Origin of the sequence: Anabaena subtropica FACHB-260, assembly GCF_014697105.1 — a bacterium.
Lineage (GTDB): Bacteria > Cyanobacteriota > Cyanobacteriia > Cyanobacteriales > Nostocaceae > Trichormus > Trichormus subtropicus.
Map to the genome: position 1 here is coordinate 20,796 of NZ_JACJRF010000037.1, position 15,158 is coordinate 35,953.

General features: G+C 42.2%; 13 protein-coding genes. 5 read left to right on the forward strand and 8 right to left on the reverse strand.

The annotated features are described in order from the left end of the window. The first annotated feature begins 58 nt into the window (after nucleotides 1–58). Nucleotides 59–874, forward strand: a complete 816-nt coding sequence (locus tag H6G18_RS18485) for an alpha/beta fold hydrolase (protein WP_190408564.1) — start codon at nucleotides 59–61, stop codon at nucleotides 872–874. 7 nt (nucleotides 875–881) lie between these two features. Here the strand turns inward: H6G18_RS18485 and H6G18_RS18490 are convergent, their stop codons facing one another. Then, a complete protein-coding gene (locus tag H6G18_RS18490) occupies nucleotides 882–1,712 on the reverse strand; it encodes a pantothenate kinase (protein WP_190408565.1) in 831 nt (276 codons plus the stop codon). A 109-nt stretch (nucleotides 1,713–1,821) separates the two neighbouring features. Here H6G18_RS18490 and H6G18_RS18495 point away from each other — a divergent pair, with 109 nt between their 5' ends. Beyond that, on the forward strand, nucleotides 1,822–3,546 hold the full coding sequence (locus tag H6G18_RS18495; protein ID WP_190408566.1) for a diflavin flavoprotein: 1,725 nt from the start codon (nucleotides 1,822–1,824) through the stop codon (nucleotides 3,544–3,546). Between the two features lie 118 nt (nucleotides 3,547–3,664). Further along, nucleotides 3,665–5,377 (forward strand): diflavin flavoprotein, encoded by a 1,713-nt coding sequence (locus tag H6G18_RS18500; protein ID WP_190408567.1) that lies wholly within the window; start codon nucleotides 3,665–3,667, stop codon nucleotides 5,375–5,377. 766 nt (nucleotides 5,378–6,143) lie between these two features. Here H6G18_RS18500 and H6G18_RS18505 read toward each other — a convergent pair. Continuing rightward, on the reverse strand, nucleotides 6,144–6,887 hold the full coding sequence (locus H6G18_RS18505; protein WP_190408568.1) for a hypothetical protein: 744 nt from the start codon (nucleotides 6,885–6,887) through the stop codon (nucleotides 6,144–6,146). Between the two features lie 467 nt (nucleotides 6,888–7,354). Between H6G18_RS18505 and H6G18_RS18510 the strand changes: the two genes are divergently transcribed. Continuing rightward, nucleotides 7,355–7,519: a hypothetical protein gene (locus H6G18_RS18510; RefSeq protein WP_010998029.1), complete on the forward strand. Its 165-nt coding sequence runs from the start codon at nucleotides 7,355–7,357 to the stop codon at nucleotides 7,517–7,519. Nucleotides 7,520–7,654: 135 nt separating this feature from the next. Here H6G18_RS18510 and argH read toward each other — a convergent pair whose 3' ends face one another. The 6 genes from argH to trmD form a co-directional block, all read right to left on the reverse strand. Next, nucleotides 7,655–9,040, reverse strand: coding sequence for an argininosuccinate lyase (gene argH / locus H6G18_RS18515; RefSeq protein ID WP_190408569.1), 1,386 nt, complete (start codon nucleotides 9,038–9,040; stop codon nucleotides 7,655–7,657). 167 nt (nucleotides 9,041–9,207) lie between these two features. Next, nucleotides 9,208–9,414, reverse strand: coding sequence for a hypothetical protein (locus tag H6G18_RS18520; protein ID WP_190408570.1), 207 nt, complete (start codon nucleotides 9,412–9,414; stop codon nucleotides 9,208–9,210). A gap of 106 nt (nucleotides 9,415–9,520) precedes the next feature. Beyond that, entirely contained in the window at nucleotides 9,521–10,297 is a 777-nt protein-coding gene (larB, locus tag H6G18_RS18525; protein ID WP_190408571.1) for a nickel pincer cofactor biosynthesis protein LarB, read from the reverse strand. A 75-nt stretch (nucleotides 10,298–10,372) separates the two neighbouring features. Continuing rightward, nucleotides 10,373–12,160 carry an ABC transporter substrate-binding protein gene (locus H6G18_RS18530; RefSeq protein ID WP_190408572.1) on the reverse strand — a complete coding sequence of 596 codons (1,788 nt, stop codon included), beginning with the start codon at nucleotides 12,158–12,160 and terminating at the stop codon, nucleotides 10,373–10,375. A gap of 94 nt (nucleotides 12,161–12,254) precedes the next feature. Beyond that, on the reverse strand, nucleotides 12,255–12,737 hold the full coding sequence (gene ispF / locus H6G18_RS18535; RefSeq protein ID WP_190408573.1) for a 2-C-methyl-D-erythritol 2,4-cyclodiphosphate synthase: 483 nt from the start codon (nucleotides 12,735–12,737) through the stop codon (nucleotides 12,255–12,257). A 31-nt stretch (nucleotides 12,738–12,768) separates the two neighbouring features. Then, on the reverse strand, nucleotides 12,769–13,515 hold the full coding sequence (gene trmD, locus H6G18_RS18540) for a tRNA (guanosine(37)-N1)-methyltransferase TrmD (protein ID WP_190408574.1): 747 nt from the start codon (nucleotides 13,513–13,515) through the stop codon (nucleotides 12,769–12,771). 620 nt (nucleotides 13,516–14,135) lie between these two features. Between trmD and H6G18_RS18545 the strand changes: the two genes are divergently transcribed. Then, entirely contained in the window at nucleotides 14,136–14,999 is an 864-nt protein-coding gene (locus H6G18_RS18545) for a cyanophycinase (protein WP_190408592.1), read from the forward strand. Nucleotides 15,000–15,158: the final 159 nt, after the last annotated feature.

Genomic DNA, 15,158 nt, shown 5'->3' on the forward strand with positions numbered 1-15,158 from the left:
GTCTGAATATTCTAATTAAAAACCTAAAATCTACAGAAGGATAAATACTACATTAAAGATGGATACGCTATTACGTAACGCCCGGAGAAAACTATCTCAAGGGCTATTATTCTGGCGTGAAGCTGGTGAGGGAATTCCTGTAGTTTTGTTACATGGTGCTTGGCATGATAGCAGCCAATGGGTGGAAGTTGTAGAGTCACTTTCACAAAGTTTTCATTGCTTTGCACCAGATTTATTAGGTTTTGGAGAATCAGAAACACCTAGTATTCATTATTCAATTGATTTACAAGTAGAGTGTATAGCTGAATTTTTCCAAGCTTTAAAGTTAGAAAAAATTTATCTATTAGGAGATTCTCTTGGTGCTTGGATTGCTGCTAGTTATGCTTTAAAATATCCAGAGCAAATACATGGGTTAGTTTTGTTAGCACCAGAGGGTGTAACAATAGAAGGACAAGCACAAAATTGCCAAAATATTAGGCAATTAATGAAGCGATCGCCATTATTTTTTAAAATACTGCGATCTCTACGTTTTTTCACTAAAATCTTGGGGCTAGACAAAAAAATAGAACAAGATTGGCAAACACGCCAAATGTTACTGCAACACCCTACAGCTTCTCGATTATTATTTCAAAGACAACAACCAGAAATCGAAGCAGAATTATTGCAAAGCTATTTAGCTAAACTAGAAATTCCGGTGTTAATTTTGCAAGGTGGTAAAGATAGGCCAGATGCTTTGGCTAGAAGTCAAGCTTATACTAAACTGATTCCCCAAGCAGAGTTGAAAATGATTGCTCACGCTGGTGATAATTTACCAAACGCCTGTGTTGGAGTGGTGGCTGGGGAAGTTCGGGATTTTATTCAGAGGAATGGGTAATTGGTAATTATTTAGTAGCCATAACTATTTTTTGCATTCCCCAAAAGATTAAGTTTGGTTCGACTATTAAACTTGATGCCATCTCAGGATATAAGGTTTGGAGATAGTTTAATAGTAAGATGCGATCGCCTCCTTTAATGGCAATTTTTCCATCAGGAAATAAACATAACCATGCCTCAATAAAATCCTTGATTCCCGCTAATAAAGTGTAAATTACTCCACTTTGCATCGCTTCTGCTGTGTTAAGGGCAAAACGTGGAGGTAAAGATGTAATTTCTTCCATCTTTACTTGTGGTAATTGTCCAGTTTTTTGACCTAAACTCACAAATTGTAAACCCACCCCTGGCAAAATTGCACCGCCAACCAAAGTCTGTTCAGCATCCGCAGCCGTAAAAGTCAGTGCAGTCCCCCCATCAATTACCAACATCGGGAAACCCCAAGTCATCCCCGCACCCCACAAAGCCAAAGCGCGGTCAATTCCCAAAGTGGGATATATATTTTTCAAGGGTATTTGGTCTAAAGTCATCACCCGAACATCGGGGTAACTTTCCCAAAGTGCTGTTTGCTTCGGAACAACAGAGGCTATAAAGAGAGGCAGGGGGTAGGAAGCAGGGGGTAGGGGGAGAAACGTAGAGAAAATTCCCTTTTTCCCACTTCCCACACCCCAGTTTGTCTGACTGTTACCTAACTGCTGTATAACTGACTCAGGTAGATATTCTGTATCGCAGGTAGACTTAAGGGATTCGCCTACAAATAAAGCCCAATGTAGCCGGGAATTACCTATTTCCAAGGCTAACCACTGATTTTCTATATGTTTTAGATACTGTTGTGATTTCACTGTTTTATATTTTTTAAGTTATCTATAGGTTTTTTAATAAAAATTTACAAATGTTACGTGTCACAATAAGACTAGAGGAATAAATACTCATTGTGTTAAGGAGAGAGTTATGGTAGCACTCACCGATAAAACTGAAAAACGGCTCACCATACAGACTGCGGAAATTGCTCAGGATACTACAGCAATTCGCTCTCTAGATTGGGAACGCGATCGCTTTGATATTGAGTTTGGTCTGCAAAACGGTACTACGTATAACTCATTTCTCATACGCGGTGAGCAGATAGCCTTGGTTGATACTTCTCATGAAAAGTTTCGTAAACTTTATTTTGATATCCTGACAGGGCTAATTAATCCCACAGATATAGATTATTTGATTGTCAGCCACACCGAGCCAGACCACAGTGGCTTAGTCAAAGATTTATTACAGATGGCTCCCGATATTACAGTTGTCGCCTCAAAAGTAGCAATCCAGTTTTTGGAAGATTTAGTACATCAGCCATTTAAGCGGAAAATAGTTAAAAATGGCGATCGCCTAGATTTAGGCAACGGTCACGAGTTTGAGTTTGTCATCGCCCCCAATTTACACTGGCCAGACACCATCTTCAGTTTCGACCACAAAACCCAGACCCTTTACACCTGCGACGCTTTTGGAATGCACTACTGTTCTGATAGCACCTTTGACGAAGACTTAAAAACCATTGAAGCTGACTTCCACTATTATTATGAATGCCTGATGGGGCCAAATGCGCGATCGGTACTATCTGCCCTCAAGCGCATGGGAGAACTACCAACGGTGAAAATGATTGCCACTGGTCACGGGCCGTTACTTTACCATAACGTTGAGGAATTAACCGGACGTTACCGCAGTTGGAGCCAGAAACAAACCAAGGCAGAAACCAGCATAGGTGTATTTTACGTTTCTGAATATGGATATAGCGATCGCCTAGCCCAAGCAATTATTAACGGTATTACGAAAACTGGTGTCGGTGTAGACGTTGTAGACTTGGGTTCAGCCGTAGATTTACAAGAGTTACGCGAACTAGTTGGGCGCTGTACTGGACTGGTAATTGGAATGTCTCCTGCTGCTAGTGCAGCCAACATCCAAGGCGCACTTAGTACTATTTTAGGGTCTACCAACGCCAAGCAAGCCGTAGGCATATTTGAAACCGGCGGCGGCGATGATGAACCGATAGACCCATTATTGAGTAAATTCCGCAACTTAGGCTTGACAACAGCTTTCCCCGCGATTCGGATTAAACAAACACCCACAGAAAACACCTACAAACTGTGTGAAGAAGCAGGCACAGATTTGGGACAATGGGTAACACGCGATCGCAGCATCAAAGCCATGAAATCCTTGGGTGCTGATTTAGACAAAGCACTAGGAAGACTGAGCGGGGGTTTATATATCATCACAGCCAAAAAAGGCGACGTTTCCAGCGCTATGTTAGCCTCCTGGGTAAATCAAGCCAGCTTCAAACCCTTAGGATTCTCCATTGCCGTAGCTAAAGATAGAGCAATTGAATCATTAATGCAAGTAGGCGATCGCTTCGTCTTAAATGTATTAGAAGAAGGCAATTACCAACAACTCATGCGCCACTTCTTAAAACGATTCGCCCCTGGTGCAGACCGTTTTGAGGGTGTCAAAACCCAACCAGCCGAAAACGGTGCGCCCATCCTTAGTGATGCCTTAGCTTACATGGAATGCGAAGTCGTCAGCCGTATGGACTGCAACGACCACTGGGCAGTATACAGCACAGTCTACGCCGGACGCGTTTCTAAACCCGAAGCATTGACAGCAGTTCACCACCGCAAGGTAGGTAATCACTACTAAACGTAGTGGTTTCCATTGCTCATTCTCATCAGTTATCGGTAGACAGTGTAAACTCCAGGACAAAAACATCACTAAGAACTGATAACTGATCACTGATAACTGATCACTGTAAAAAGCTATGCCAACAAATAAGCCACGAGACGTTCAAGTCCTACCAATTGGTACAAATACTACAGTACTGCGATCGCGCAGTTGGACAAGACTGAGATTTGAAATTGAGTATGCTTTAGCCAAAGGAACGACGGCAAATTCCTATCTTATCCAAGGTGATAAGCTGGCTTTGATCGACCCTCCAGGGGAAACTTTCACCCAAATTTACCTGGATGCGTTGCAACAAAGGCTGGATGTCAAAACTATCGATTATGTCATCCTCGGTCACGTTAACCCCAACCGGGCGGCTACCTTAAAAGCTTTGTTGGAAATAGCACCGCAAATCACCTTTGTCTGTTCTAATCCAGGGGCGATTAATTTGCGGGGAGCCTTAGAAAACCAGGATTTACCCATTCTGATTATGCGGGGCGAGGAAACCCTCGATTTAGGCAAGGAGCATCACTTACAATTCATCCCCACACCCAACCCCCGCTACGCCGATGAGTTGTGTACCTACGACCCCCAAACCGAAATTCTCTATACAGATAAGCTATTTGGGGCGCATATTTGCGGCGACCAAGTATTTGATGAAGGTTGGGAGACAATCAACGAAGACCGCCGCTATTATTATGATTGCTTGATGGCTCCCCATGCCAGACAAGTAGAAACCGCCTTAGATAAACTTGCCGATTTCCCTGCACGCTTGTACGCCACTGGTCACGGCCCCTTGGTGCGTTACGGCTTAATTGAACTGACACGCGCCTACCGGGAATGGAGTCAACAACAGACCTCTGCTGACTTGACAGTAGCCTTAATTTATGCGTCAGCTTACGGAAACACGGCAACCTTAGCTCAGGCGATCGCTCGTGGTATTACCAAAGCTGGTGTCGCGGTAGAATCAATTAACTGTGAATTTGCCGACCCAGAAGAGATTCGTGCCGCAATAGAAAAATCAGCAGGCTTTGTCATGGGTTCCCCCACCCTTGGCGGTCATGCACCTACACCAGTGCAAACAGCTTTAGGTATTGTCTTATCAACTGCCACCAATAATAAATTAGCTGGTGTGTTTGGTTCCTTTGGCTGGAGTGGTGAAGCCGTTGATTTAATTGAGGGTAAGCTCAAAGATGCAGGTTATCGATTTGGTTTTGATTCAATTCGTGTGAAATTCAAACCAAACGAAGTCACCTTGCAAATGTGCGAAGAAGCCGGAACCGACTTTGCTCAAGCATTGAAGAAAGCTAGGAAAGTGCGGACTCAAAGTGTCCCAGCCACAAATGTAGAACAAGCAGTAGGACGAATTGTTGGTTCCTTGTGCGTTGTCACAGCCAAGCAAGGCGAAGTATCTAGCGCCATGTTAGCCTCTTGGGTAGCCCAAGCCAGCTTTAATCCTCCCGGCTTAACTATCGCTGTTGCTAAAGACCGGGCGGTAGAAAAACTGACACATTCCGGTAATAAATTTGTCCTCAATGTTTTAAAAGAGGGTAATCATCTGGGGCTAATGAAACACTTCCTCAAACCCTTTGGCCCAGCGCAAGACAGGTTTGCTGATGTGGCGACAGCAGAAGCTGAAAACGGCAGTCCCGTACTCAAAGACGCTCTGGCATATTTGGAATGTTCAGTACAAAACCGAATGGAATCAGGCGACCACTGGCTAGTTTATGCAACGGTAGAGAATGGCAAAGTTCTAAATCAGGACGGCGTTACAGCAGTGCATCATCGCACATCAGGCAATCATTATTAAACAATTCACGGAAAATTACCAATAACCCTATCCTGCTTTTACCAGCCTAAAATTCCTCTTGACCGCATTTGGTTAGAGTTGGGCGTGGGGTATTTGGATTGTAGGCAATTTTAGGAAGAGTTTGAAAGACATTTTACTTGGCGATGTCAAGTATGTATGTTATTATTGGTTTGTAAGTAACTTACAAGACTGAGTTACTTACAAAATGATAAAAACTCTAAATTAGATGGTGGTCTAATTTGGTAAGAGACGGCAAAAATTTACTTCTTTGACAGCTTAACTTTCAAATGTGTCAATTCGATAGTTAAGTTTGTACTAGCTGCAATGGCAACCACAGGAGAAGTAATAAGCAATGCTATAAGTAACCAGCGTGTAATTGGTGAGCTGGGTCTTTTTTTCACTTTATTCTCCTTATATAATTTTATAGGTGTTCTTTAAATCAAAATAAAGAACACCTAAGTTCTATTGTAGCATCAAATTTCAAAATACTTAAACATAAGATATAGTATTGAGCTTGTATTTAAGCAATATTAACGGTTTTCTTCATTGCCGACTGTTGATGTAGGTTAAGTACTTGAAATTTTAGAAATTTTAAATAACTGTTTTTAATTAATACCTGACGCACTTGAGCTAAATCCAGCGCCACTAGTTTTTCTTGCTGATGGTTATTTTAGTCCCTGGTTAGAATCATACTATTCGTAAAAATTAAGGAGATACAACCCTGACAACAAAATTAATTTACAGTTTGTAATTAGAAATTACGGACTCAGCTACAGTTAATAGCTGAAGCTGATTTCACCGTTTTTAAGTCGCCAGCAAAGACAACTGTGTATTTAAAAGGTGATGATCCCGAACAGTTCATGTGATTCTTATCAGGACGGCGAGGAGACCACCAGGAATCTGCTTGCACAGTCAGATTTGTGCCATTCCATGACAAACCAGTAACAAGTAACGAGTTACTTTTACCATCACTAGGCTTTTTAGCAGATAAATAACTTGCCGAGGTAACATTACCATTGCTGGGATTAATTCTAGCGATAACGGCTACTTTTGCACCGCCACCACTACCGTAGCTACTTAGCCAACGTCCACTAGCAAAGCGACGAAAATCATTACCAGTCTGAGTACCAGTGGAAGTAAACACACCATACAGGTTGCTTCCCCCATCCCAGTACAGTCCGTACCCTGTACCATCGTCCCCTGTCGTTTCATAGTCACTACGACACCATGTTTTGACTCCATTATCAAAACGAACGATGCGTGGGTCTTTGTTCTTAGATGATACCTGCTGATAACCGATGTAGATGGTGGTGAGTCCAATCACCACTTTAGGGCCATTTTTAGCCTTGATAGTTGCTTCACTATCATTGCAAGTGAATGTTACAGCATTACGAACAGATGATTTAATTGTAGTTTGGGCGATCGCTGAAGGAGTAACTAAATCAGCTGAGAAGACTGCTGCTAAAGACAAAAAAGCCAGATACTTTGGCAATTGGCGATATTTAATCATTTAACCTGTCCTAATTATTTTCAAAAAAGAATCATAAGAGTCAGGAGCCATAAGTGAACAGATAGTCTATCGCCGCAGGCTATCCTGAATCTTATGGTTTTACAGTGTAAAACAACACCTTAACACGATTTTCATAAAAGGCAACCTTTTTTATAAATTGTTTTACTTGTATTGCTATACAAGCTTTTTAAAAGGCTTATATATAATCTTACATAGTATTTACACTTAAAAAGTTCACAGATTATATTTAAGTGTTGTTAGGGTTGTCTCCGTAATTTATTCCCAAGAAACCCTACTTTGTCATAGTTTTTTACCATTGACACAATCAAATCAAATACGGTAGTATTGTATGCTGTTCAAAGATTTATGCAAGCTAAACTAGGCTAGAGTTTTATCAATAACTTTCGTGGCTGATATTCTCTAAAAAGCCTAGCAGCCATTTTTTGTTGTTTATTAACGAGGTGAATATGGCAAAGCGCCGTAACCCGAAAAAAGAAAAGGCGCTACGGAACCAGGCATACGCCAGAAAGTTTCGTAAACGGACTACAACAGGAAGAATGCAAAGAAGGTTCCAACAAAGAACACCTAAGAGTGAGGAAGAAGAAGGCGCAGCAGCAGTTGACGCTGAATAATTTGCCTATTCAGAATGTGATTCTTTAAGTGTTTTATTTTTTAGGGTGTACATCTGTACACCCTTGTTTTTTGTCAATAGTCAACAGTCCATAGTCAAAAGTTCTTCTCCCCTACTGCTTCCCAGTCTCTATTCCTTACTCTCCAATTTGCTCACGCGCAGTAGCGAGGGCTTTACTGATTTGAGCAAAACCAGTGCCACCATAACTATTACGGGCAGATACAACTTGATGAGGGGCGATCGCTTCATAAATATCGGCTGCAAATGCTGGATGTATTTGTTGCCATTCTTCTAAGGTTAAATCTTTTAAAAGTTTGCCAGCAGCAATACTGGTTTTGACTACTTTACCCACGAGATTATATGCTTCCCGGAAGGGAATACCCCTAGCTGCTAGATAATCTGCCACATCGGTGGCGTTAGAGAAGTCTTGTGTAACAGCTTCCGCTAGGCGCTGAGTCCGAAATTCTAGACCTTCCCGCAGCAAAATAGTCATAGCTTCTAGACAAGCTTTAACAGTGTTAACGCTATCAAATAAGCCTTCTTTGTCTTCTTGCAGGTCTTTGTTATATGCCAAGGGTAATCCCTTCATAATTACCAACATGGCCTGGAGATGACCGAATACGCGCCCAGTTTTTCCCCTGACTAATTCCGGTACATCAGGGTTTTTCTTTTGAGGCATGATACTGGAACCTGTGGCACAGCTATCTTTGAGAGTAATAAAGCGAAATTCCTCTGAAGCCCACAGAATAATTTCCTCAGAAAGACGGCTGAGGTGAACCATAATCAAACTAGCCGCACACAAAAATTCAATAGCAAAGTCGCGATCGCTCACTCCATCCAAGCTATTCTCGTAAATACGCTCAAAATTTAACAATTCGGCTGTGTAGTGGCGGTCAATGGGAAAAGTAGTACCAGCCAAAGCACCACAGCCTAAGGGCGAAATATTCACCCGGCGATAAACATCACCCAATCGTTCCCAGTCTCGTTGTGTCATTTGCAAGTAAGCCAACAGATGATGAGCTAAACTTACAGGTTGGGCGCGTTGCAGGTGAGTATAACCGGGAATTAAAGTTTCTACATTTTGTTCTGCTATATCTAATAAGACTCGTTGAAATTCCCGCAGGTGGTTTTTGATTTGCAAGATTTGGTCACGTAGGTAAAGCCTAGTATCTGTACCAACTTGGTCATTACGCGATCGCGCTGTGTGGAGTTTTTTGCCTACATCCCCGACAATCTCTGTTAACCGCCGTTCTACTGCAAAATGTACATCTTCCGCATCAATTCCTGGCTGAAATTGACCTTGGCGGTATTCTTGGCGAATTTGTTCTAAACCTGTAACTAGTTGTTCTCCTTCTTCAGGTGAAATAATCCCCGTATGCGCCAACATTTTGGCATGAGCTTGAGAACCTGTGAGGTCGTATTCTATTAATTCTATGTCAAAACCTATACTGGCATTAAAACGAGCGATCGCTGGATGTAGCGCAGATTCAAATCGCTGACTCCAAGTTTGTTTTTCGGTCATAAATACAAGGTTACTGGGGAGTGAAGAATTTTAGATTTTGGATTTTGGATTGAACAATCTAAAATTTAAAATCGCAAATCCAAAATTCAAGGGGGGCGGGGACTGGGTAATTTTCCTTAGGCTCTAGCCCCTAATCCCTACTCCTTACTTCCTACACCCCATACTTGTCAACCGTACTTAGTCAGGTTACGGAACATATAACCAATAACTACACCAATCAACAGCGCCCAGATTTGTCCTGTCTGGACAAAATTATGCCAAACTTTCTGCATCTGACCAACAACGTTAGGATCGGTAATATTTACTGCCACTACAGTTAAATTTATAGGTAGATCCCCAATAGTCTGAGAGATTAAATCACTAAAGTAGTTCATCTTAGGTAATTGATTAAGTTAGAAGCTAGAGGTATTGAATTCTTTATGAATTCCTCTACATCCCTAGTTTCTGTATTTACCTTGATGTGATAACTCAAGATCCCAGTTATGCCAACCGCAATTTCTCTGCTGTTCGCAAAATTTGCCCAGCCAACACAGCCGCACCAAAACCATTATCTATATTGACTACTCCTACTCCCGCAGCACATGAATTAAGCATTGTCAATAGAGGTGCTAAACCGCCAAAACTAGCGCCATAACCCACACTAGTAGGTACAGCAATTACAGGACAATTAGCCAAGCCAGCCACGACGCTGGGTAAAGCGCCTTCCATCCCAGCTACAACAATCAACACTGATGCTGATTCAATTAAATGACGATTACTCAGCAAACGGTGAATCCCCGCAACACCCACATCCCAGAGACGCTGTACACGAAAACCAGACAGTTCAGCTGTTACGGCTGCTTCTTCAGCTACAGGTAAATCAGCAGTCCCAGCAGAAAGAATACTAATGACGCCCTCAAACTTTGCTTCGATAGTAGGGGGAGTAATAGCACAAATTCGCGCCAATTCGTAGTATCGTAAATCTCTAATTTTTGGTTGCAATAGGCTATAAACACTTGGTTCAATGCGAGTAGCCATAACTACCGGATTGCGCTGACGCATCACCTCCATGATTTGAGCAATTTGTTCTGGTGTTTTACCAGGCCCCCAAATCACTTCTGGGAAACCAGTTCTGAGATGACGGTGATGATCAATTTTGGCAAATTCACCCACAGGTTCATAGGCTAAATCTTTGAGGGAGTCTAATGCCACATCTGGGGTAACTTTACCATTAGCGACAGCCTCTAAGAGCGATCGCAAAGCTTCGGGTTGAGTCACAGCAATTTTGGGGAGTAGGGACAAATGAATTCAAAATTCAAAACTAAGGAATTTCTAGGGACTAATGACCAATAACTATTCAACCATTTTGATTTCATACAAATTCCAGAATGCGCCGCCTAGTGCAGAAAATCTGATACCTTCAAAGCGATCGCGTACTGCTGATAATGAATAGGGATTTACCAAATAAATAAATGGTAAATTTTCCTGAGTTATTTTTTGAGTTTCAGCATAAATTGCTTTGCGTTTAGTTTCGTCCAACTCTCTAGCAGCTTGAATGTATAATTGACCAATTTTCGCTTCCCAAGGTGCTACTTCCCAACCTTCAATTGGCTTTTGCCCTGCTTGGGGCTTCTGATTAAACATATGTAACCCGCCTTCAGGATTCCATACATTAGCACCATCATTGGGTTCTAAACCTCCAGTTAAACCAAGCATCGAAACGTCCCAATCCAAGGTGTTAGCCAGCTTATCTGTGTAAGTATTCCATGCCAAGGGTGTAAAATCGACTTGAATACCGATTCTGCTTAAGTCTTGGGTGATTTGCGAACCGATAGCCTCACGAATCTTGTTTCCAGCATTCGTCAGCAGCGTAAACCGGACTCGATTTCCTTCAGAGTCTAATAACTGATTTTGAGTATTGTACTTAAAGCCAGCTTTTAACAGTAATTGCTTGGCTTTTTCTGAATTATAATCGTAAACCTTTAATCCTTCTTCCGGCGAAAGATAATAAGGACTTTGGACAGAAATGGGTGAATTTTGCGTTTGACCCAAACCACGATAAGTATTATTAATCATAGTCTGTCTGTCAATCGCATAAGCTACTGCTTGGCGAAATTCTAAAGTATTAAACCAACGAGATTTTATCGGATCAACTAGTGGTTTACCATTTCTTCTACCCTTGTTTAAATTAAATACTATAAAAGTCGTACCAGCAGCCGGCCCACCATTATATATCTTGAAATTACCTTGTTTTTCTTGTACTTTCAGCAGAGAAAAGTAGTCTGGGGTGACACCAATACTATCCAACCCACCGGAACGAAATTGTAGTAACGCAGTATCTGTGGATTCGACAATTTGCCATACTAATCGTTCAATATAAGGTTGGGCTTCTCCTTTGGGACTTTTACGCCAATAATAAGGGTTGCGTCGGAAAACTACACGCTCACTGGTGTCATAACGCTCTAATTTGTACAATCCATTAACGACGATTTGATCTGGCGGTGTATCTACTCCCCATTTTTGGAGAAACGTCGGCTTACCCTCAGCATCTTTGGTTTGTATTGATTCTCTCAGTGCATGAGCTGGTAAAATCGCAGCCCCTGTAGAACTCCGCAAAAAAGGAGCAAATGGTTCTGGAACAGCAAACTCAACCCGACGGTTATCAACTTTTCTAACAGTTGGCAGTTTTCGACTTTCACCAACCCTCATAATATCTCTGATATCTGTAGGAATGGCTTCGTTGAAGTAAATGTCATTATAAGTAAAGACAACATCATCTACAGTTAACGGTTGTCCATCAGACCACTTTAAACCGTCGCGGAGAGTAAAAACAATTTTTAATTTGTCATCAGAAATTTCCCAAGACTCCGCTAAGGCTGGCTCAACTTCACCAGTATCATAATTTTCGGTAATTAGCCCTTCATAAATCAAACCAAAAACATTAGGTGATTCTGAACTTAGAGGGTAGTTAAACGTTTTAGGATCACTAAGAATACTAGTTACTAATTGAGGTACTTGAGTAGCCGAACTTCTAAAGTTAGCTGGATTACAAGCTGCAACTGTAACTGCTGTGAAGGCAGATAGAATTATGAGTATCCAAAAACGTTTAATTAAGGAAATGAGATTATTTGTATATTGCATAAATTTAGATGCACTAATTGTTGAATTAATGTTTCATTGATTTTGTAATTATTTCTTCGTTTACTATCCTCAAATTGTTAGTTAATTAACTAACTTAATCAGCAGCTACCAACAAGACAACAGAGTAAGCACAAATACCTTCTTCTCGTCCCACTGGGCCTAGTTGTTCGTTGGTAGTGGCTTTAATACCAACTTGATTTGGTTGTAATTGCAAAATATCTGCTAGTTTGTCACGCATTGTTTTAATATGTGGTTTCAATTTTGGACGTTCTGCGACTACCACCGAGTCAATGTTACCTATGTGCCAACCTTGAGCGCGAATTAACTCATTTACTTGACTTAACAAAACTAAACTATCTGCCCCAGCCCATTGGGGATCAGTGGGGGGAAAATAATGACCGATATCCCCCAAAGATAATGCTCCTAACATGGCATCCATAATGGCGTGTGTGAGTACATCTGCATCACTATGCCCCAATAAACCGAGTTCATGGGGAATGTGAACACCGCCTAAAATCAAAGCGCGATCGCTTACTAATCTGTGGATATCGTAGCCGTTACCAATTCTGATATTCATTAGTTACTTGTCAGTTATCGGTTTTCATTTGCTATTTCTCCCCCTGCTTCCCCTGCTTCCCCTGCCCCTCTGCTCCCCTGCTCCCCTGCTTCTTCTCCTGTTGCCATTTTTCTAGCAAATCCGGGCGGCGATCGCTTGTTCTTTGAATTTGCTGTTCATAACGCCATTGAGCGATCGCTGAATGGTTTCCAGATAGCAAAACATCAGGAACTTTCCAACCACGAAAGTTTGCGGGGCGGGTGTATTGAGGATAATCTAATAAACCCTCCTCAAAACTTTCGGCGGTGAGAGATTCTGTTTTGGCAACAGTTCCAGGGAGAAGCCGCACCACGCCATTAATTAGTGCCATTGCGGGAATTTCTCCCCCTGTGAGAATGAAATCTCCCAAAGATACTTCACGGGTGACTAGATGCAATACTCTATCATCTACTCCTTCGTAATGCCCGCAAATTACGACCAATTGATCATAATTACTAGTCAATTCTCGCAGTAGAGGTTGATTAATAGTTTGACCTTGGGGACTCATCAAAATAATTTCTCGGCGCTCTAGAATCGGTAGCGACTCTATTGCACTAAAAATTGGTTCTGGCTTCATCAGCATCCCTACACCACCGCCATAGGGTTCGTCATCTACCTTGCGGTGTTTATCTGTGGTGAAATCCCTGGGATTCACCAAATTCACTTGAGCAATTTGTTTGGCAAGGGCTTTACCCAGTAGGCCGGAACTCAGAACTGAGGTAAAACAGTCAGGAAAAAGTGTAACTATATCAAAACGCACAGTAATTCGTATTCGAGAACACTAATCTTAAATTTGAATGACTATCAAACACAAGATGCTTATACAGGGTAAAAGTAGAGATAGACTTTAACAATAGTATCTAAAAGTACTAGAACTATTGTTTTTTATTGGGATCAAAAGTTTTTCTAATTACTTAATTTATGTTTAAATATTGTCACAACTACCATTTAAATAAATAATCTAACCAGGTTAACAACTTACAGGATGCGTCGAGCCAGCCTCAGAAAATGTGTGTAATGACCTGCTCATTCCTAGCCCAGATGGGAAAACTAATTCCTAGCGCCAGAGGGGAACCTGAACCCCAAGCACTATTGAGCCAGTCTGGAAAAAGTGGACAGGTGAAAAACAAGGCGCTGGCTTTGAGGACACAGGACATACAAATCATGAGGCTTTGTGTGCATATTTTGCAGTGTCCTCAAGAAAAAAACAAAGTGCGAATATCATCAGGCTGCTAAACCTTGTTAAATTCACACGCCATTCGCCACAAGTCGGGGAATCCCTCCGGGGAACGGCAGTCCACTCGGCGCTTCATACCGCACGTTTGGCTGCACTCACCGTCCAAGGCGATGGCTCCTGAAGTTGTTGACAGGAGAAACACAATGCCGCAACTACAAGCTAAATCGCTGGAAATGAGGACACCTCAAGCAACTAAGACCGCCGTTCTCGTAATCGGAGGCGCAGAAGATAAAGTTCATGGACGCGAAATCCTCAGAACTTTTTTTGGACGATCTGGTGCAAGTAAAGCCTATATTACAATTATTCCATCTGCCTCCCGCGAACCTGCGATCATCGGTGGTCGCTACATTCGCATTTTTGAAGAAATGGGTGCTGAAAAGGTCGAGATTTTAGACATCCGTGAACGGGAACAGTGCGAATCCCCCCAAGTAAAAGCATCCCTCGAAGCCTGTAGTGGTGTGTTTTTAACAGGAGGAGACCAACTGCGTCTGTGTGGTGTATTGTCTGATACACCAGTGATGGAAATTATCCGGCAGCGAGTCAGAGGTGGGCAACTTACCCTGGCAGGCACAAGTGCTGGGGCGGCAGTGATGGGGCATCATATGATTGCTGGCGGCGGTAGTGGCGAAACACCCAATCGTTCCCTAGTGGATATGGCAACAGGTTTAGGGTTAATCCCTGAAGTAATTGTTGACCAACACTTCCACAACCGCAATCGGATGGGTCGTCTCATTAGTGCGATCTCAGCTCACCCCGATCGCTTAGGCATTGGCATTGATGAAGATACTTGTGCTGTATTTGAACGTGATGGTTGGCTACAGGTAATGGGTAAAGGCAGTGTCACTATTGTCGATCCCACCGAACTCACCCATACCAACGAACCCCACGTTGGTGCTAACGAACCCTTAACCGTGCATAACTTACGTCTGCATATCCTCAGCTACGGCGATCGCTTCCACCTGTACCAAAGGACTGTATTGCCTGCGGTACACCGCATCTCCAGCTGACGGAATAGAGTACCTGAGGTTAGACTGAATTGATCGACGATTTATTTCCTGATGTAAAAAAATCAGAGGAATACCATGTAAAAAGAAAAAACTGTTTACGATGAACAGTTTAGCGATCAATTCCAGTAAGAAACTAGAATTTTGGTTCCGAATCTCCAT